Genomic DNA, 19,335 nt, shown 5'->3' with positions numbered 1-19,335 from the left:
TTGGGTCATACTTGACCCAATGCGATTTTCTGGGACTATAGAATGCATATTAATGTCCGTTCTCTAAAAATCTTTCCTCCATTTCCATATCTAGTTTCATAAGCTTTTTAATAACATAAGGTGGTTTTCTCCCTCTATTATTAGTATCGTTTGAAGTCGTATTAGTACTAGCAGGAACTGCTCCATTACTATTACTATTCTTTACAAAAGCTATATGTGGTGAACTTGTAGTTAAGATTTCGAATTTACAGCCTAAGAATTTAAGCTTATCTATTATAATTGGTAAGGCCTTTAGAGTATTAGTTTTTGCAGCAGTATCATGAAAAAGTACTACTGCTGTATCTTTTCTACTAATCCAAGTCAGTGTATTGTTGATTATTTGATCTACAGAAGCAGATACTGCGGAAGCATCACCACTACTGGCATTCCAATCAAAGTGTAAGTATCCTTCCTTTTCAAGCCTATCCATTATTTCATTTATTACTTTTTTCCCTTTTTCAGTTTTAGTTGCGGCATTATTTGAGCCCCCAGGAAATCTAATTATTTTAGGACGCTTTCCAGAAGCTTCATATATTATATTTTCATTTTTATATAAATCATCAAAGAAATTATCTACATTGCTATATATATAATTATAATTATGGCTATAAGTATGATTACCAAGAGCATGACCTTCCTTTGCTATTCTTTTAAGAAGGGTTTTTCCTTCTTCTGTTTTAGTACCTATAACAAAGAAAGTAGCTTTAATTTCTTCTTTTTTTAATAAATCTAAGACTTTATTAGTAAGAGAACTAGGTCCATCATCGAAAGTCAGATAGACTGTTTTGTTGGACCATGCATTTTCTTTATTTAGAGAATTGATTATACTAGGTGCTGGTTTAGGATGTATTTTTTTTTCTGGCTCTAAGGGCTTATTGTCTTCAATTGGAGTCTCAGTAGGTTTAGAAGTTTCTGTGATAGGCTCCTCTGTTTCAATGGGTTCTTCATTTTGATTGTCTTCACTAGACTCTGTCTTGTCTTCCTGCATAAATTCCTTAGGTTCAGTGCTTTTTTCTTCATTATTTTGATTAACATCGTTATTTTCACCTTCATTTCCATCACTATCATCTTCTGTATTTTCATTAATGACATCATCTAGCTGGGCCAGTTGTATATGGCTAAATGTTGTTTCTGGCATTCTATCTGCTGAAGCAAAACTTGATATTATAACTAAACTAATTATAAATACTATTATTTTTTTCATCTCAATCCTCCTTAATGAGTACATTCATTGCTATGTAGAAAGTATTTACTATATACATCATACATCATATTATTAGAAAAAAGTATGACAAAATGGTTAAACTTAAGTATGCAGAAGCTCTCCTTTTTGATATTATTATTATAAGATATATACATATATACCCTTATGGAGAAAAGTAAATATGGGGATAGGTTATAGGCTTTATACAGATTGGTGTAAATTTGGATTCAATTTAACATTTATACGAAAGGCTACTCTAATTCAATAATAAGACAAGTATGCTAATCATAGAATTTAGTAACTATGACTAGGAGGCTTGTTTATGAGAAACTCATGGAGAGATTTGGCAAGTGTATATATTGGTACTGTAATAGGAGCTGGCTTTGCATCAGGCCAGGAAATCATACAATTCTTTGGGGTGTTTGGATATAAGGGCATATTTGGTATTATACTTGCATCAGTTTTATTTTCAGCTTTGGGAGCAGTAGTGTTACTAAGTGTATATAGAAATAGAATTACATGTTATAGTGAATATATAACACCTCTTTTTGGACGAAGAATAAGCAAAATCATAGAATTAATAGTAATCTCTTTTCTCTTTATTGGATTTTGCATTATGCTTGCAGGAAGTGGTGCAATATTTAAAGAGCAGCTTAACATATCTGATAATATTGGAATATATCTTATGGCATTTTTGTGTTTTCTTACATTAGCCTTTAGCGTAAAAGGAATATCTTTTGTAAATAAATTAGTCGTTCCATTTTTGATTATAGGAATTGTTTTAGTAGGGTCAACTGTAATGGCGAAAGAGGGATTTGTGCTTAGTAATTTTCATGGAGCAAATATTACTAAAACTGGAAACTGGATAACATCATCTATTCTTTATGTAAGCTATAATAGTATTTCTGCAATTGTGATGATGACTTCCCTGCTTCCTATCATTACTAATAAGAAACAAGCTTTAAAAGGAGGAATCTTAGGAGGACTCGGTCTTGGGATTATGGCCATATTTATTTTATTATCAATTCTTATATTATATACTGATGTATATAATATAGAGGTACCCATGGCAAAGGTTGCACAACGTTTAGGTAGTTGGTGTGGATATATATATTCAATTATATTATGGCTTGCAATGTTTACTACTGCTATTGCCAGTGGCTTTGGCTGCGTAAACAGAGTTTATTCTTCTTTTAAGGGAAATCAATTGTTTATTTCAGGGGTTTTTTGTATAATCGCTATACCTTTTGCAAAAGTAGGATTTTCTAGTTTAGTGTCAAAGCTATACCCCTTATACGGATATATAGGGTTATTTTTACTTATTTATATTATTACAAATCAAATTTTCGGTATTATAAGTGTATGTAGAAGGAATTTATGCAAGCAAAAGTGAATTATAATTAAGATGGGAGGAATATTCTATGATAGCTAAAGAAGAGAATAGTAAAGGAAAGAAGCTAATATGGATAATACTAACTATAATTATAATTGCTTTGATGTTTTTTGGTAAATCAATTAGGGACAAGATCCAAAATCTATTTAAGCAGACTGAAAAGTCATTAGAGTTAGTTCAAAAGACAGATATTCCTTGGTTTGAAAATGGAGAGACAAAGGATTATAATGGAATCATTATTAACTCCGATAATAAAAACATAACTTCATACAATTTTTTAGGAAATAAATTATGGTCAAAGGATATAGAATTTAATGCCTCTTTAACTCACTTTGGTGAGAATATTATTTATATTTGTGATAAAGATAAAGGTCACATTGTTGCTCTAAATACTCAAGGTGAAAAACTATGGACATATGAAGCAAGGCAGTCAATAGATAAAATTGTAGAGAGAAATGGTCTTTTAATCATTTATACTAAAGCGGGCGAACAAATTGACCAGATAAACATTTTAGGTGAAAATGGCTCTCTTTTAGCTAATACAATTGTGGACAAAGGTAGGCTCTTATCTGGCAATATTTTTTCTAATAAAGAAAAATTCACACTTGTTACATTGGATTTTTCGAGCAATAACCTTCAAAGTAGCATTTTGTTATATACCATAGAGGGAGAGCTTTTATGGAAAAAGGATTTCACAGACAGGATTATCCTTGATACAGCTTTTATAGATAATGATACTATACTTGTTATAAGCGACAGTAAAATAATGAGTTTAAATATGAAGAATGAATTGCTATGGAGTAAGGAGCTTGAAGGCAGGTTAAAAGATGTAGAAGTGGATACAAAGCAAAAAGAAATATATTTACTTTATGGAGAGGACAAGGATTATATAGAAGTATTAGAGCCAAATGGAAAGATTAAAAATAGACTTGGGCTAGATAATTATTATAGCAATATATATATATGCAAAGGGAATATTTTCTTAACTGGAGATGATAGACTAATAGGAATCCATGAAGATAAGATCTTCTTAAACTATAGATGCGAAGACAAAATTGAGAACTTAGTATTTGAAAAAAACAATATTCTTGTATTTACTGAAAAAAGTTTATTAGTAGGAAAATTATCAAATAAGAAGGAATAAGTGAATGACTAAAGAAAACATAAAAAGGCAGGTGCTCAAATGAATTGGGTAGATATATGCATTTTCGCTATCCTAGCTATAAATTCCATAGTTGGGTTTAATCAAGGCTTTATTATTTCAATTTTCAATCTTGTTGGACTCATAGTATCTTATTTTATTGCCAGATTATATTATCCAATAGTAGCTCAATTTATATTGAATAACCAAAGCATGTATGATAAATTAAGAAGTTTTGTCGATAAAAGATTGTACTCCACCTTTGAAGACAAATCAGATGCTATTAGCTCTGTGTCTTTGTTTGAAGGATTGAATTTACCGAAACCATTGATAGATATGATATTAAAAAGTCCAAAGGTAGGGTCCTATACATCTGAGTTATCAGAAACTGCCATAGATATTATGTCTGAGGCCTTGACTCGCATATTTATTGATGTAATAAGTTTGATTATTGCTTTTGTTATTGCAAGAATTGCTATTATTTTTGTTGTTAGAATTTTAAGCTTATTTTCAGAGCTTCCTTTGCTAAAGCAGTTTAATAAAATATTTGGACTTGGTTTTGGCCTCATTAAAGGTATGTTGATTATACTAATAATATTAGCCATACTTACTCCTTTTATTTCTGTAGCACCTAGTGGATTCTTGGCTGAAGGAATCTTTGATTCAGAGATAGGGTACTATTTATATGATAATAACATATTATTAAAGTATTTAAAGAATGTAATTTTGTAAATCTTCACAAGGGGGAGATATAAATTGGAAAAGAAAAATTATAATTTAATAGGAATTATTCTTATTTTAATAGGAATTGCTGTATTTCTACTAAATACTGATTTATTTTCTGGTAATATTTTATTGATTTTAGTTGGATTGATTTTCTTAGCTATATATTTTAGCAGAAAATACACCTGGAGTTTGATAACTGGAATGGTCATACTTGTTGTAGGAGCGACATCTGTGGTTGATGACTTTTTTTCAACTAAAATAGACCTTGCTGGCTTTACATTTTTAGTTGGATTAGGCATAGTTTTTCTGATTTTATATTATTCAAAAAGGATAATGGGTTTTGTATTCCCTGGTTTTATATTACCATCCATAGGCATTTACACACTAATATCTAGTGTATATCATGGTGAAATGTCTTGGGCATTTTTCTTTTTATTAGGATTGTCCTTTTATGCAATATATTTTGCTGAATTTATGAAAAGAGGTAGTCGCTGGCCTTTAATTCCAGGGACTATTTTGATTAGCTTTGCAGGATTATTATACCTAATATCTAACGATATAATCAAGTCTAGCTTGTGGAAGATAATATCCTATGCTTGGCCTTCTCTATTAATAATTATAGGTATTAAGATAATATTTGATAATGTAAATCATAAGACTCAATGAATAAAAACAGGTACATATCAATATTGATATGCACCTTGTTTTTATTCAACTACTATTTCTACTCTTTCACCGTTGTCGCTTTCAATATCTACTATCTTGCCTTCTGCTCCGCTTTTAATTAACTCAGCGATTTCATTAAAATCAATGTCTTTAAGGTCTGAGTTTTTTAATTCAGGAGAGATCTTAGTAGCCATTTTTAGTCCTACATCTACTAAAGCTAGGGGAATATTTACATTAACTTTAGTATTATCATCTGGTTCATGTACTTTTATTTTCAACCATTTAGATGATTTTGTTAATGGCAGATCTTCTTTTTCTTCTAGTGCACTTAAGAGCTCAAGTCCATCCTTAGATGTTATTTTGCCATCTTCTATCATTTTAAGTATTTGCATCTTTTCTTCCCTTAAATAAGTCATATTCATAACCCCCCTTTAAATTATATTATCCTTATGGAACCATTTGATGTTGAAGCAATAATATTAACTTGATTTTCAGCTTCAGTATTGTTTGCGCTATGTGCTAGTATTTTTTGCTTACCAGGACTGTGTTGTTTATTTAAATCATATATAAGATTAGGTATTTCTATGTCTATTCGTCCCATTGAAGTCTGAGCGTCTAAATTATATGCTTTATGATGAGCATCAATATTAATCTCTATTGAATTATTTGAAGTATATGCTTCAACTCTGTTTAAGCTTGATGTTTCAATGTCATAAATCTTAATACTTCCATTAGAAGTTTTAGTAAAGATAGACGATGCAATTGAATCTTCTACTCTTAAGGATGCATTTGAGCTAGTTAAGGATATTTCCTTAGATTGCACATCCATGATTGATATTCTACCATTCTTTGTAGTGGTTATTATACTTTCACAGCTAGTATCTCGTACATTTATAGTAGCATTAGATGTATCTAATTCTATTCTTTTTGAACATGTAGCTTCAATATTTATTGAGCCATTGTTAGTGCATGCTATTATTCTATTAGAGTCAATATCTTGTATTTTGATTGAACCATTATTTGTATCTAGTATAAGTTCGTTAGTATTCGCATCACTGGTCTCAATTCTTCCATTAGAGGTTAATAGAAAAATTTTGTCGTAATTAAAAGAAGGAATATATACTTCAAGGCTTGTGCCTATCCCGTTGCTATATCTAGGTTTAAATACTAACTTGTTATCTTGCTCTATAACTTCATATACTGGTTGGCTTTTATCGTATAACGATTTTTTAACAGAGCATTTGGCTTTTATACGGATATTATCGCCTTCGCCAGAGTGAAGTATTATTTTACCATTTACTCCATGTATCTCAAGAATAAGAGAATCCATTCCAAAAATGTTTCTTTCTATGGTTTCAATTATAGTTTCATAGCTACCTGGAAATATACTAAAGGAGCCTTCTCCAATAAATCCATCTACCATTTTAAGAACCTTCTCTGTAATTGACGTGGCGCTTTCTGCTAATTCTTCACCAACTTTCCCCATTCTTTCGCCGAAGCTTTCTCCCCAGTTGCCCATCTTTTCACCGAAGTTTTCGCCCCAGGCTTCTGCTTTTTCACCAAAACTTTCTCCCCAAGCACCTATTTTTTCACCAAAGTCATCCATTTCCTCACCGAAGTCATCCGTTTTTTTGCGGGAGTCATTATCTAAATGTTTCAGGTTTTCTGATTTGTCTTCTGATTCTTTTTTGTGTTTTTCAATTTTATCCACTTTTTCTTCTACTTTAATTTTAAATTTATCCATTTTATCTTTTTTTTCCTTCATTTTGTTGTTAAACTTATCTATTCTATCTTGGGTGATTTTGTCTTTTGAGCTGCGAACTTCTTGACCTTCCTCTAGAATAAAACCAGTATATTTGTCATTCTTGTGAGATGCTTGTGTTTCAGTGCCACCATCTTCACCATGAGCTGTCAGATTTTCACTATGATTATGGAGTTCTTCTTCTATTTCTACTTCATCTAGTGCTTGAAGAAGCTTTGATGCTTCCTCACTTGTGATTTTACCTTCTTGCAGCATTGTAAGTACCATTAATCTTTCCTCACTCACTACAAATCCCTCCTACACTATTCCTCTTTTAAAAGCTTTACTGCTTCCTCGGCAGTTATTTCACCTGCACTAAGTTTGGCAAGAACTTCTTTTTTGTCTACTTTAGGACCGTATTTAGCACTATATCCTAAAGCTTCTACTACATTTTCTAGTTTGCTTCTCACTGTTGGATAAGAAATACCAAGTTCTTTTTCAATTTCTTTAATATTACCCCTATTTTTAATAAATACTTCTACAAAGTTTTTCTGATCTTCAGTCAATCTGCAAAACTTGCATAAGGTAAACTTTCCTTCTATAGTTGTATCACAGTAATTACAGTGAAGCTTTGTCACATCCATTTCATGATTACAAACAGGACATCTTCCTAATGCTTCTTTTTTCATATTATCCACCTTTCTCTACAAGACTGATATCTTGACTACATCTTTATCATCACATACATCAATAATATCAAAGGGACCACATTCTCTTATTGCATCAATGAATTCTTTGATGTCTATATTTTTTATAGCTTCAAGGGCAATTTTAGCATCTTGATCTATGTGTTGGCTGCGTTTAATTGCTAGAGGGGCTATTATAATTCCAAGCTTTCCTAAAAACGTTGCTAACCAGAAAGGTATGCCTGGTAGATTAATTTTTTTATTATCATCCCCATCTATTATTAATATTTTAATTTTATTTGCGGGTTTTCTTTTGTTTATATTGTTTTCGTTTAAGTTTTTTATAAGCTTTATAGCTTTCCTAGAGCTTATTTCCCCTATTTCAAGCCTAGTTAGGATATTTCTTATTTCCTCCTTCAAGAAAACTCCCTCCCTCACCCTTAATAATTTTAAACACTTTTCTTTATTTCAAAAAAATAGGGTATAATAAAATAAGACGAATTAAATTAATATGATTATATTTAATCTAAATATTAATAGTAAGTTATTAACTCGTATTTTCATGAGTTTTTTATATCTACTATTCCCTTTGACTATATAATATTATTATAAATTAATAATGTCAATACATATTTTAAAAATATTAATATGTAAATTAAAAATATTAAGCACTAACTTTACGAAAATTAACTATAGACAAAACCTATAGTTAAAACGGTGATTATAGATAATACAAATAGATGTCCAAAAATAGATAAAAAAACATTATACTATTATATATAGAGACTTAAAGATGATTTAGGAGGAATATTGAATGAAAAAAGAAGTTGATGCTAGAAATCAAGCTTGTCCAAAACCTGTTATAATGACAAAAAAAGCATTAGATGAAATAGCGGAAGGTGTAATTACTACTATTGTGGATAATGAGGTTGCAAAAGAAAATGTTTCAAAGCTTGCTAAAAGCTTAAACCTTGAATATATAGTAGATAAGGGAGTATCAAATGAGTACTATATCCATATTTCAAAGGGAGACTCAACTGAAAAAACTGAAGAAGTTAATGCATGTGTTCCTAATACATTTAAAGATATGGCAATAGTATTTAGTAAGGATAGACTAGGAGATGGCTCAGAAGAGCTTGGAGATATACTTATTAAAGGATATATATATACTCTTACAGAGTCGATACCATTTCCTTCAACATTATTATTTTTAAATGGTGGTGTAAAACTTACAGTAGAGGGTTCACCAGTATTAGATGATTTAAAGAAGCTTCAATCAGAAGGTGTAGAGATACTTTCTTGTGGAACTTGTCTTGACTTTTTTAAATTAAAAGACAAGCTAGCTGTAGGAGAGATAACAAACATGTATACTATTGTAGAAAAAATGAAAAACGCTACAAACACAATAACATTATAAAAGGATGGTAACATGAAGGAAGAAGTATACTATGTAATAGCATTTGATTCAACACACTATGCAATACAAGGAGAAAAGGTTTTAAGAGATAAAGATATTGATATAAAAGTAATACCAACTCCTAGGGAAATAACTGCTAGCTGTGGATTATCCATAAGGTTTAATCCAGAACTTTTTGAACAGATAAAGAATATATTAAAAGAGTATTCTTTATCTATAAGGGGTATATATAAGCTAGTAAAAAATAATGCAGGTAGATCTGCGAGTAAAATTAATTAGCTTAGGGGTGAGGACTTGAAAGAAACATTCAACAGTGTTTATGAATTTTTACTAGGACCTAGTGGGCAATTGAATATATACGGAAAGCTGATAAGGGCCGTAATCATATTTGTTCTTATGAAGATAGTAATAAGTCTTTCGTATTCTTTAATTGATAGGTTTTTTACAAAAAGGCATAATTCAAGGTTTAAAATTGAAGAAAGAAAATCAAATACTTTGGCAGTTATATTAAAGAGTATCACAAAATATGTATTTTACTTTATAGGGACAGTATCTATATTGAAAGAGTTTGGACTACCTATAGAATCTATTCTTGCTACAGCTGGGATAGGAGGTTTGGCAATTGGTTTTGGAGCTCAAAGCTTAGTGAGGGATATTATAACAGGATTCTTTATACTATTTGAGGATCAATACTCCGTAGGTGATTATATAAAAACAGGCAATTTTGATGGAATAGTTGAAGAAATAGGTATACGAATCACTAAGATAAGAGCATTTTCTGGAGAACTCCATATAGTTCCAAATGGAAATATACAAACTGTAACTAACTTAAGTAGAGGCTCTATGAGAGCTTTAGTTAATGTAGAAATTGCATACGAAGAAGACGTAGACAGGGCACTTATAATTTTATCTGAACTGTCCAAAAAGCTATCTGCAGAGAATGATAATATAGTTGAAGGGCCTACAGTCTTAGGAGTAACTAATCTAGGTGAATCTGGAATACAGCTTACAGTTATAGCAAAAACAAAGCCTATGGAGCAGTGGGCTGTTGAAAGAGAGATAAGAAAAGGAATTAAAGATGAATTTGATAGGGCAGATATAGAGATTCCATATCCTAAAAGAGTTGTTATTGAAAAAGGCAAAGTGGATAAAAGTTCACAAAATAGCTAAAATATAATATAATGTATTTATGAATCAAGCTACTTCATAAGCAACTTGCACAAAATCCGCAGTTTCGCAACACAAATTTGGCCTAATGGACACACCGATCAAAAACCTAAAATAGGGTTGCTAATAATTGTATTTGACCTACCTACGATTTCCTGATAAAAGCATTCAGGAAATCGGGTTAGGTCATAAAATATTTTGGCAATTTGCTTAAGTTTGGGAGGGATTAGATGATTGTAAAATACAATGTTGGAGATGTGGTTCAGCTAAAGAAGCCTCATCCATGTGGAGAAAATAAGTGGGAAGTTCTGAGGACAGGTGTAGATTTTAAACTTAAATGTTTAGGTTGTGAACGTCAGGTATGGATTGCTAGAAGAGATTTTGAAAAAAGAGTAAAAAAAATCATAAGTAGCAATTTAGAGCCTTTTATTGAGGAATAAAATATGGAAAAGAATAAAATATGGAAAAGAATAAAAAACAAGCCCTTGGCTATTTGCTTAAGGGTTTGTGATTTTCAGACCATTTTATCATTTCTTTTTCTGCAATACTATAATCTTCAGATTCCTCTAAATGCTTCATAAATACTTCATAGGCTTCATCAATTGTTTTTAATTGTTCATCAGTAGAATTCTCTTCCTTAATTAACTCTTCTCTAGTATCGTTATAGGCTCCCTTGTATATTCTAAAAGGGAATCCCATATCTTTATAATTAATAGGTAAAAAGCCTGCTCTTAAATTACAGTTTACTCTAAATCTTGTTAAGAAAGTTTGGAAAAACTCTTTATCCATTGTTCTTCACCTCGCTAAATCTATTGTTTACATAGAACGTAAATCTATATGACAATAGCCTCCAGGGTTCTTTTTTAAATATTTTTGGTGATATTCTTCTGCGTCATAGAAGCAGCTCAAAGGCTCTACTTCTGTTACAATTTTTTTGTCATATTTTTTTTGTTCTTTTTCTAAAGACTTTTCTATAATATGCAAATCATTATCGTCTATATAATAAATTCCAGTTCTGTACTGATGCCCTACATCTCCACCCTGTTTATTTAGGGATGTAGGATCTACAACTTTCCAAAACCTATCTAACAACTCTTCTAATGAAATAACATTTTCGTCATATTTGACTATGCAAGCTTCTGCATGACCTGTGTTTCCCTTGCATACATCCTCATAGCTAGGATTATGAGTTATACCATTAGCATAACCAACTCTAGTTTCTACTATCCCATCTATTCTAGACATATACTCTTCTACACCCCAAAAGCATCCTCCGGCCAATATGATTTCCTTCATTAGTAGGCACCTCCAATTATTTTAGAAATATAGCATAGTAATATTATACACGATATTCAAGTGTATTTATCAATATTTATAGAAAAATTTAAAAACTATAAAGAGGTAGCTATAAATAGAAAAAACACAAGAACTATTTAAAGATATGTTTTTTAGAGGAATCAAAAGGTAAATCTATGAAAAAGTGTAATTATAGCGAAATCAAAATTTACAATAATATTTGTTGTATTTATACATAATAAGTGATATAATACTGTGATGTAGTACGTTATCCTTGCTCTATTAAAAAAATAGGGCCGTTTAGTCCAAAAGGAGGTGAAACACATGAAAAAATATGAAGTTGTTTTAATTTTTGCACCAAACATGGAAGAAGAAGCAAGAAACACTCTTGTTGAAAGATTTAAAGGCATAGTTGAGACAAATGGTACAGTTGATAATGTTGATGTATGGGGAAGCAGAAAGCTTGCTTATGAAATCAACGATTACCAAGAAGGTTACTATGTACTATTAAACATCACTTCTGGTGCAGATGTTGTAGATGAAATAGACAGGATTGCTAAGATTACAGATGATGTAATCAGACATATGATAATTAGAGAAGAAGAATAATAAAGCCGTATGGGGGTGTAATTGTGAATAGTGTAATACTCATTGGGAGATTGACAAGAGACCCTGAACTGAGATATCTGTCTAGTGGAATGGCAGTTTCTAGATTTAGCATAGCGGTGGACAAAGACTTATCGAGAGAAAAAAAGCAGGAATTTGAGAGTAAAGGACAACCTACGGCAGATTTTATAAACATTGTAGTTTGGGGAAAACAGGCTGAAAACTGTGCACAATATCTAGTTAAAGGCAGATTAGTAGCAGTACAAGGACGTATTCAGACAGGAAGTTATAATGCTCAAGATGGAACGAAGAGATATACAACAGATGTAGTAGCAGATAGAGTTCAATTCCTTGAATGGGGAGAAACTAGACAGGGTAACCAAAATACAAATAGAGATTTTAACGCAAACAAAGATTTCAATGTAGATATAGATATGGATGGTTTCCATCCCACAGACGATGATGACATTCCATTCTAGAAGGAGGGAAAAAGAATGGCACAACCAGGAAGAAAGTTTAGAACAAAAAAGAGAGTTTGTAGTTTTTGTGTAGATAATGCTACTAGCATAAGCTATAAAGATGTAAATAAGCTAAAAAAATATGTTACTGAAAGAGGAAAAATACTTCCTAGAAGAATTTCAGGAAACTGTGCTTTACATCAAAGACAACTAACTCGTGCTATTAAAAGAGCAAGACAAGTTGCACTTTTACCATATACAGCAGACTAATTTTAATAATTTAAATAGTATACAAGAGAGATATATTATATAATATGTAGTATATCTCTTTTATTTTTAGGATGGCAAATTTTCTTAATTTTTTAACGCTTCGATTGAAGCCTTTTTTATTATAATAAATCACAATGTGCAAAATATAAATAGTTAAAGAACGGTAGATTTGATATAATGTATTATGGGGGGTATTAATCATGTCACTTAATGATAAGAATATAGATATAACAAAAAACATAAAAGTTATTGAATGGCTAAAGAGCGAGTTGCTGACAGCAATTGCTTCACTATATGAGCTTTTAGCAAAAGGAGTTCAAAATAGCCATGAAGCAATGCTTGATATATTGTCAAACATAATACTTGTAGCATATTTACTTGGTAAGAGACTTGGAGCTTCATACGAAAGCATAGATGCAAAGATAGAAGAAAAAACTAAGTTAGGACTTGTAGAGGATCATAAAATAGAAAAATGGTATGGGGATCTCAGCGACCTATTAGAATATTTTAAGAGAAAAAGAGGATAGAGGTGAAGGATTTGAACTTAGGAGAAAAAACAACACGAATTACAGAAACTGCAATTATAACAACATTTATGACTTTACTTGTCATCATTGGATACAGTACATTTCCAGTAATAATCCTGTTTTATCCGGTTCCTTTTGTAATTCTTGGAGTGAAGCACAAGACAAAATACAATATTTACTCAATCATAGCATCTAGTGTATTAATAGGAATACTTATTGATATGTTTGCTGGGATTCTAATATTTTTAGTATTTGGGCTGATTTCTATTACTATAACTTATATGATAAACAAAAAATATAAACCACAACAAATATTGATCGGAGGTACTATAGTTACCATAGTTACTACATTGTTGACTGTAGTGATTAGTGGGTATATAACAGGTGTTAGCTTTTTCACCCAGATCAATACTTTTTTAACAGAAAACATGAAACTCCAGCTAGATATACTGAGGGAAATGGAGTTTTCTACTCAACAATTATATATGATAAAAGATTTTTTAATGGCAACAGTAGAGTATATAATAATAATCATACCTACTACTCTTATAATTTCATCTGTTTTTATTGTATACATAAACTATTGGATGTCTACAGCAATATTAAAGAGACTAGGCTTTAAAACAGTTGAAGTACCTAGATTTATGTTTTTTAATCTTCCTAGCAATATAATAATGGGTTCTGTAGTAATTATTGCAGCGGCTTTGGTAATTAGATATATGAAGCTTTTCTACTATGAGACAATATTTATTAATACAATAATTATAATATCCTTTGTCTTTTTCATGCAAGGTTTATCTGTTTTAGTTTTTTTGATGAATAAAAGAAACATACACAAAGTTACGAAATTTATACTCATATTTATAATTATTATAAATGTACCATTAAGTCTAATAATTACTTTTATTGGTTTGTTAGATGTGATTCTTAACTTTAGGAAATTGAAAAAGGTGGAATAAGCTCCTTGGGGAGGGTGTATTATGTCAAATAAAAGAATATTCAAGTTTCTAGTCCCAGATTCGAAGCTATACTTACTCATAATTGGAGTACTAATTGCTATAATAGCATTTTATGAACCTAAGATTGCTGTCCTAGGAATCATTCTTTTAGCGTATTTAATATATTATCATTGGAAAAACATCCATCTTAAAAGGGTAGAATGGACTAAATATATAGAAGGTTTAACTACTGGAATAGATACAGCTACTAAGTATGCTATAATAAACTTACCAATTCCTTTTGTAATGGTAGAAACTGATGGCACCATTAGCTGGTACAATACAAGGTTTCTTCAGATGACTAATTCAAAAAATCTATTAGAAGAAAACATTGGAGATATAATACATGGTTTTAGTATAGACAGTATTATGAACAAAAAAGAAGATACTCATATAGAAGTGTCTTTCGAGGACAAGTATTATAAAGTTTTATATAATATAGTTAGAAAAAATAGTGGAAGAGAAAGCAGAGAAGAATATATAATAATGTTGTACTGGATAGACAATACAGGATTTACAACTTTAAAAACTAAATATAATGATGAAAAAGTAAATGTAGGCTTAATACAAATAGATAACTATGAAGATGTTAGAAATAATACAGATGAAGCAAATAGACCAATAGTGTTTGCTGAAATTGATAAGATGCTTAACTCATTAGCAGCAAGAACTAGTGGATTTATAAGAAAATATGAAAATGATAAGTATTTAATACTATTTGAAAATAGACATCTAGATAATCTAGAAACGAAAAAATTCGAGATTTTAGATAATGTAAGAGATATTGATTTAGGGAATAAAATACCAGTAACTCTTAGTATAGGCATAGGTGTAAATGGTAAAAGTCTCAATCAACAATATGAATATGCAAGTGCTGCTCTTGATATAGCCTTAGGTAGGGGTGGAGACCAGGCTGTTGTAAAGAGAATAGATAAATTAAGCTTCTACGGAGGGAAAAGCAAGGCTGTTGAAAAAAGAACTAAAGTAAAAGCTAGAGTAATAGCTCATGCATTAAGGCAGCTTATAGACCAATCAGAAAAAGTTTTTATTATGGGGCATAAGATTGGAGATATGGATAGCTTTGGTGCATCCATAGGGATATATAGGGCAGTAAGAAACAGGAATAAACAAGCCTATATAGTTTTAAGTGGAACAAACCCATCAATTAAAAATATATTTGACAAACTTAAAGCTGAACATCCAGAGTATTTAGAGGACATAATCACACCTGAGCAAGCTAGAAGTATGGCTGATAAAGAATCTCTGTGTGTATTAGTGGACAATCATAAACCTAGCTACACTGAAGCACCACAGCTTTTAGAAATCATTGATAAAGTTGTGCTTATTGACCATCATAGAAGAGGTGCAGATTTTATACAGGATCCTGTATTGTCCTATCTAGAACCTTATGCTTCATCTACATGTGAGTTAGTCACAGAGATACTTTATTATATGGGAGAAAAGCTAGATATCAATAAGTTTGAGGCGGAAGCACTTTTGGCAGGTATTAGTGTAGATACTAAAAACTTTACTTATCAAACAGGAGTTAGAACTTTTGAGGCTGCATCTTTTTTAAGAAGAGCTGGTGCTGATACTACTTCTGTAAGACAACTTTTTCAAGATGATATAAATACATTTATAGCAAAGGCTGAGGTAGTTAAAGAAGCTAGGATAATAGAAGATAAAATAGCTATATCGAAGCTAAGAACAGAGAGTAAGGATTCAGTACTCATAGCTGCTGAAGCTGCTAATGATCTTCTTAATATTAATGGGATAATTGCGTCTTTTGTTTTAGCTGTTAACGAAGGTAGAATTCATATTAGTGGGAGGTCTTTAGGAGATATAAGCGTGCAACTCATACTTGAAAAGCTAGGCGGTGGTGGTCATTTAGCAGTGGCTGGTGCTCAACTGGATAATGTTGATATAGATGAGGCAGAAGAAATATTAAAGCAAGCTATAAGAGAATATTTTGAGGAAGGTGAGAAATAATGAAGGTTATATTACTTCAAGATGTAAAAGGATTAGGTAAAAAAGGAGAAGTAGTAAATGCAAAGGATGGATATGCAAGAAACTTTTTATTCCCTAAAAATCTTGCCAAGGAAGCTACAGAGGGAAATATAAAAGTATTAGAAGAACAGAAAACTGCAAAAAAATTAAGACAAGAAGAAGAGCTTAGTAAAGCTAAGGAATTAGCAAAAAAAATATCTGAGCTTACAGTAGAGTTAAAAGGAAAAGCAGGGGAAAATGGGAAACTGTTTGGCTCAATAACTACAAAGGATGTCTCAGAAGCACTTAAAAAACAACATAAGATTGATATTGATAAAAGAAAGATGGATCTCGAAGGTGGAAATATTAAAAACTTAGGAGTCACTATTGTAGAAGTAAAAGTATATCCTAATGTTTCTGCAAAATTAAAAGTAAAAGTAACTGAGGAATAATTAGACATAGCAAGATACTCGATGTGCATTTCATCTAGTATCTTGTGTTTCTTATATACAAATATATTGCTTAAACCCCATCAAAATGAAGACCTAGTTTATTCATAGATTATTATAGAGGTTGGGATTTTCTGAATGTAAAGTTGAGGTGATAACATGTCAAATGAAATACAGTCACTAGGAAGAATACCTCCTCACAGTATTGAAGGAGAGCAATCAGTATTAGGCTCTATGATACTTGATAAAAATGCTATTGTTACAGCTACAGAGATATTGAGACCAAGTGATTTTTATAAAGAAGCTCATAGAGAAATATATGAATCGATTTTAGAAATATATAATAGAGATGAACCAGTAGATTTAATTACTCTTTCAGAGGAACTCAAAAAAAGAAATACACTAGATGCAATAGGAGGAATTTTATATCTTGCAGATTTATCTGAGGCTATTTCAACTACTGCTAACATTAGGTTTTATTGTGAGATAGTTGAAGAAAAGTCCATATTAAGAAGACTAATAAATGCTTCCAATGATATTATAGCTAAAGGATATGATGCAGACGAGGATATAAATGTTATTATAGATGTAGCAGAAAAAAAGATATTTGATATTACACAAAAAAGAAGCCGCGAAGGCTTAGATCCAATAAAGGAAGTCTTACTGGAAAGCTTCTCAAGAATTGAACAAATGGCATTAAATGATAGTAACTTAACTGGGCTTACTACAGGATTCATTGACTTAGATCAAAAAACATCAGGTCTTCAAAAGTCAGATCTTGTGCTTGTAGCAGCTAGACCGTCAATGGGGAAAACAGCTTTTTCAGTTAACGTTGCAGTTAACTCTGCACTTAAAGGAAATGCTTCAGTAGCCATATTTAGTCTTGAAATGTCCAAGGAGCAGCTGGTACAGCGTATGTTGAGCTCTGAGTCACATGTAGAACTTCAAAAGATTATAAATGGAAAACTGAATGAAGATGATTGGCCAAAGCTTGTAAGGGCCATGGGACCATTATCTCAAGCTAAGATTTTTATTGATGATACACCAGGGATTACATTGATGGAAATGAAAGCAAAGTGTAGAAAGCTTAAAATAGAAAAAGGTTTAGACCTTATAATGATAGATTATTTGCAGCTAATGTCTGGGGAAGGAAGAATCGAAAATAGGCAGCAAGAGATATCAGCAATATCTAGGGGTTTGAAAGGGCTAGCTAAAGAAATGGATTGTCCAGTAATAGCTTTGTCACAGTTATCTCGTGCACCTGAAATTAGATCTGATCATAGACCTATACTTTCTGACCTTCGTGAATCTGGAGCTATTGAGCAGGATGCTGACATTGTAATGTTTTTATATCGGGATGACTACTATAACCCTGATTCTGAAAAGAAAAATATAGGAGAGGTTATTATAGCTAAGCATCGTAACGGGCCTACAGGTACTGTGGAATTAGTATTTATGGGAGAATATACTAAGTTCTTAAATATGGAAAAACCTAGACAATAATAATTAAAACCGCACTCTGTAATCAGGGGGAGATAATAGTGTGTGATATTAGGGGAAGTAGGATAAAGATTAGACCATTAAGACATGAAGACGTATATAGAATGCAAAATTGGGGAAAGCATGATGACCCATTATTTTATGATTATAACTTTCCAAATCTTAATGATGAGGAAATTCTTCAGTGGTATAATTATAGAATATCAAATAAAAACTCAAAGAGTTTTTCCGTCTTCGATGAAGAAGACAAAATGATAGGCTATATAAGTATAAAGAATATTAGAAAACTAATGAAGACTTCAAGACTTGGGATAGTATTTGATCCAACTATCTTAAATAATGGATATGGTTCAGAGGCTATAATGATACTTTTAGAATACTATTTTAATGTGATGGAAATGAAAACCTTGTATCTAGATGTGGCTAAATTTAACAAAAGAGCCATAAGATGTTATGAAAAATGTGGATTTAAGAAGATACGTGAATATCAAGCAAAATACTCAAATTTTAGAAGTGAGTTATTTGATGATAACAGTTATGTATGGGATGAAGAATTTTTTTCTATTAAGAATAATGTTATATATTGTAGATATTATGAAATGAAGGTTCAGAATAATTACTTAACTATATAGCTTATCCACATGATATAAGCGAACATCTGTGCATATGTCTGTGGATATGTGGATAAAAAACCAATGTTGCATGTAAATTGTGGATAAAAAAACAGACTTAGCATAATGATGTGCTAGGTCTATTTTTTAAGTACAAATTGTGGTAAACAAAAAAGTTGAAAAAAGTGTTGACATTGCATGTCCTATCTTGTATCATATTAAGAGTAGTCTTCAAAAAGACCCATTAGCTCAGTCGGCAGAGCACCTGACTTTTAATCAGGGTGTCCCGCGTTCGAGTCGCGGATGGGTCACCATGGCCCTATGGTCAAGCGGTTAAGACATCGCCCTTTCACGGCGGTAACCCGGGTTCGAATCCCGGTAGGGTCACCATGGGCGCATAGCTCAGCTGGGAGAGCACCTGCCTTACAAGCAGGGGGTCATAGGTTCGAGCCCT

General features: G+C 31.5%; 24 protein-coding genes and 2 tRNA genes. 19 read left to right on the top strand and 7 right to left on the bottom strand.

The genetic code is table 11. From position 1 onward, the window contains the following. Positions 1-49: 49 nt before the first annotated feature. Positions 50-1,243 (bottom strand): polysaccharide deacetylase family protein, encoded by a 1,194-nt coding sequence (locus ABV008_RS05310; protein ID WP_352418780.1) that lies wholly within the window; start codon positions 1,241-1,243, stop codon positions 50-52. A 322-nt stretch (positions 1,244-1,565) separates the two neighbouring features. On the opposite strand from ABV008_RS05310, the gene ABV008_RS05305 reads away from it, so the two are divergent. The 4 genes from ABV008_RS05305 to ABV008_RS05290 are packed head-to-tail and all read left to right on the top strand — an operon-like array spanning position 1,566 to position 5,169. Next, a complete protein-coding gene (locus tag ABV008_RS05305) occupies positions 1,566-2,636 on the top strand; it encodes a YkvI family membrane protein (protein WP_352418779.1) in 1,071 nt (356 codons plus the stop codon). Positions 2,637-2,664: 28 nt separating this feature from the next. Further along, positions 2,665-3,780 carry a DUF5711 family protein gene (locus ABV008_RS05300; RefSeq protein ID WP_352418778.1) on the top strand — a complete coding sequence of 372 codons (1,116 nt, stop codon included), beginning with the start codon at positions 2,665-2,667 and terminating at the stop codon, positions 3,778-3,780. Between the two features lie 39 nt (positions 3,781-3,819). Further along, positions 3,820-4,509, top strand: coding sequence for a CvpA family protein (locus ABV008_RS05295; protein ID WP_352418777.1), 690 nt, complete (start codon positions 3,820-3,822; stop codon positions 4,507-4,509). A gap of 24 nt (positions 4,510-4,533) precedes the next feature. Next, positions 4,534-5,169, top strand: a complete 636-nt coding sequence (locus ABV008_RS05290) for a hypothetical protein (RefSeq protein WP_352418776.1) — start codon at positions 4,534-4,536, stop codon at positions 5,167-5,169. A 41-nt stretch (positions 5,170-5,210) separates the two neighbouring features. Here the strand turns inward: ABV008_RS05290 and ABV008_RS05285 are convergent, their stop codons facing one another. Genes ABV008_RS05285 through ABV008_RS05270 form a run of 4 tightly spaced genes read right to left on the bottom strand, consistent with a single transcriptional unit; the run spans position 5,211 to position 8,016 of the window. Beyond that, positions 5,211-5,585, bottom strand: a complete 375-nt coding sequence (locus tag ABV008_RS05285) for an SHOCT-like domain-containing protein (RefSeq protein ID WP_352418775.1) — start codon at positions 5,583-5,585, stop codon at positions 5,211-5,213. A 20-nt stretch (positions 5,586-5,605) separates the two neighbouring features. After that, positions 5,606-7,216 (bottom strand): DUF4097 family beta strand repeat-containing protein, encoded by a 1,611-nt coding sequence (locus ABV008_RS05280; RefSeq protein WP_352418774.1) that lies wholly within the window; start codon positions 7,214-7,216, stop codon positions 5,606-5,608. Positions 7,217-7,233: 17 nt separating this feature from the next. Then, positions 7,234-7,599 (bottom strand): DUF2089 domain-containing protein, encoded by a 366-nt coding sequence (locus ABV008_RS05275; protein ID WP_352418773.1) that lies wholly within the window; start codon positions 7,597-7,599, stop codon positions 7,234-7,236. Positions 7,600-7,614: 15 nt separating this feature from the next. Next, the gene (locus ABV008_RS05270) at positions 7,615-8,016 is read right to left on the bottom strand and encodes a hypothetical protein (RefSeq protein ID WP_352418772.1); all 402 of its coding nucleotides are present in this window, start codon (positions 8,014-8,016) and stop codon (positions 7,615-7,617) included. A gap of 394 nt (positions 8,017-8,410) precedes the next feature. Here ABV008_RS05270 and yedF point away from each other — a divergent pair, with 394 nt between their 5' ends. From yedF to ABV008_RS05250, 4 genes are all read left to right on the top strand, one after another. After that, on the top strand, positions 8,411-9,013 hold the full coding sequence (gene yedF / locus ABV008_RS05265; protein ID WP_352418771.1) for a sulfurtransferase-like selenium metabolism protein YedF: 603 nt from the start codon (positions 8,411-8,413) through the stop codon (positions 9,011-9,013). A 12-nt stretch (positions 9,014-9,025) separates the two neighbouring features. Next, complete coding sequence (locus tag ABV008_RS05260; RefSeq protein ID WP_352418770.1) at positions 9,026-9,292, top strand: putative Se/S carrier protein; 267 nt, start codon at positions 9,026-9,028, stop codon at positions 9,290-9,292. A gap of 15 nt (positions 9,293-9,307) precedes the next feature. Then, a complete protein-coding gene (locus tag ABV008_RS05255) occupies positions 9,308-10,183 on the top strand; it encodes a mechanosensitive ion channel family protein (RefSeq protein WP_352418769.1) in 876 nt (291 codons plus the stop codon). 227 nt (positions 10,184-10,410) lie between these two features. Next, positions 10,411-10,620 carry a DUF951 domain-containing protein gene (locus ABV008_RS05250; RefSeq protein WP_352418768.1) on the top strand — a complete coding sequence of 70 codons (210 nt, stop codon included), beginning with the start codon at positions 10,411-10,413 and terminating at the stop codon, positions 10,618-10,620. A gap of 49 nt (positions 10,621-10,669) precedes the next feature. Here ABV008_RS05250 and ABV008_RS05245 read toward each other — a convergent pair whose 3' ends face one another. Together ABV008_RS05245 and msrA are read right to left on the bottom strand one after the other, a co-directional pair. Next, positions 10,670-10,969: a hypothetical protein gene (locus ABV008_RS05245; protein WP_352418767.1), complete on the bottom strand. Its 300-nt coding sequence runs from the start codon at positions 10,967-10,969 to the stop codon at positions 10,670-10,672. A 27-nt stretch (positions 10,970-10,996) separates the two neighbouring features. Continuing rightward, a complete protein-coding gene (gene msrA, locus ABV008_RS05240; protein ID WP_352418766.1) occupies positions 10,997-11,476 on the bottom strand; it encodes a peptide-methionine (S)-S-oxide reductase MsrA in 480 nt (159 codons plus the stop codon). A gap of 324 nt (positions 11,477-11,800) precedes the next feature. Here msrA and rpsF point away from each other — a divergent pair, with 324 nt between their 5' ends. The 11 genes from rpsF to ABV008_RS05185 all read left to right on the top strand — a co-directional run bounded on the left by rpsF (position 11,801) and on the right by ABV008_RS05185 (position 19,271). After that, positions 11,801-12,085, top strand: coding sequence for a 30S ribosomal protein S6 (gene rpsF, locus ABV008_RS05235; protein WP_352418765.1), 285 nt, complete (start codon positions 11,801-11,803; stop codon positions 12,083-12,085). 23 nt (positions 12,086-12,108) lie between these two features. Beyond that, positions 12,109-12,561, top strand: coding sequence for a single-stranded DNA-binding protein (locus ABV008_RS05230; RefSeq protein WP_352418764.1), 453 nt, complete (start codon positions 12,109-12,111; stop codon positions 12,559-12,561). 15 nt (positions 12,562-12,576) lie between these two features. Next, positions 12,577-12,810, top strand: coding sequence for a 30S ribosomal protein S18 (gene rpsR, locus ABV008_RS05225; protein WP_074351638.1), 234 nt, complete (start codon positions 12,577-12,579; stop codon positions 12,808-12,810). Positions 12,811-13,010: 200 nt separating this feature from the next. Continuing rightward, entirely contained in the window at positions 13,011-13,337 is a 327-nt protein-coding gene (locus ABV008_RS05220; protein ID WP_352418763.1) for a MazG-like family protein, read from the top strand. 2 nt (positions 13,338-13,339) lie between these two features. Continuing rightward, complete coding sequence (locus ABV008_RS05215; RefSeq protein ID WP_352418762.1) at positions 13,340-14,296, top strand: DUF2232 domain-containing protein; 957 nt, start codon at positions 13,340-13,342, stop codon at positions 14,294-14,296. A gap of 21 nt (positions 14,297-14,317) precedes the next feature. Further along, positions 14,318-16,324 carry a DHH family phosphoesterase gene (locus ABV008_RS05210; RefSeq protein WP_352418761.1) on the top strand — a complete coding sequence of 669 codons (2,007 nt, stop codon included), beginning with the start codon at positions 14,318-14,320 and terminating at the stop codon, positions 16,322-16,324. Next, positions 16,324-16,773, top strand: coding sequence for a 50S ribosomal protein L9 (gene rplI, locus ABV008_RS05205; RefSeq protein WP_352418760.1), 450 nt, complete (start codon positions 16,324-16,326; stop codon positions 16,771-16,773). The genes ABV008_RS05210 and rplI overlap by 1 nt, the downstream gene beginning before the upstream one ends. A gap of 156 nt (positions 16,774-16,929) precedes the next feature. Then, on the top strand, positions 16,930-18,273 hold the full coding sequence (dnaB, locus tag ABV008_RS05200; protein ID WP_352418759.1) for a replicative DNA helicase: 1,344 nt from the start codon (positions 16,930-16,932) through the stop codon (positions 18,271-18,273). 38 nt (positions 18,274-18,311) lie between these two features. Further along, positions 18,312-18,902 (top strand): GNAT family N-acetyltransferase, encoded by a 591-nt coding sequence (locus ABV008_RS05195; RefSeq protein WP_352418758.1) that lies wholly within the window; start codon positions 18,312-18,314, stop codon positions 18,900-18,902. Positions 18,903-19,119: 217 nt separating this feature from the next. Next, a tRNA-Lys gene (locus tag ABV008_RS05190) sits at positions 19,120-19,195 on the top strand. A 1-nt stretch (position 19,196) separates the two neighbouring features. Further along, a tRNA-Glu gene (locus tag ABV008_RS05185) sits at positions 19,197-19,271 on the top strand. Positions 19,272-19,335 lie beyond the last annotated feature (64 nt).

The organism is Proteiniborus sp. (assembly GCF_040308045.1).
GTDB lineage: Bacteria > Bacillota > Clostridia > Tissierellales > Proteiniboraceae > Proteiniborus.
Note: the sequence above shows the minus strand (reverse complement) of the source record. Positions and strands in the feature narration are given on the sequence as shown.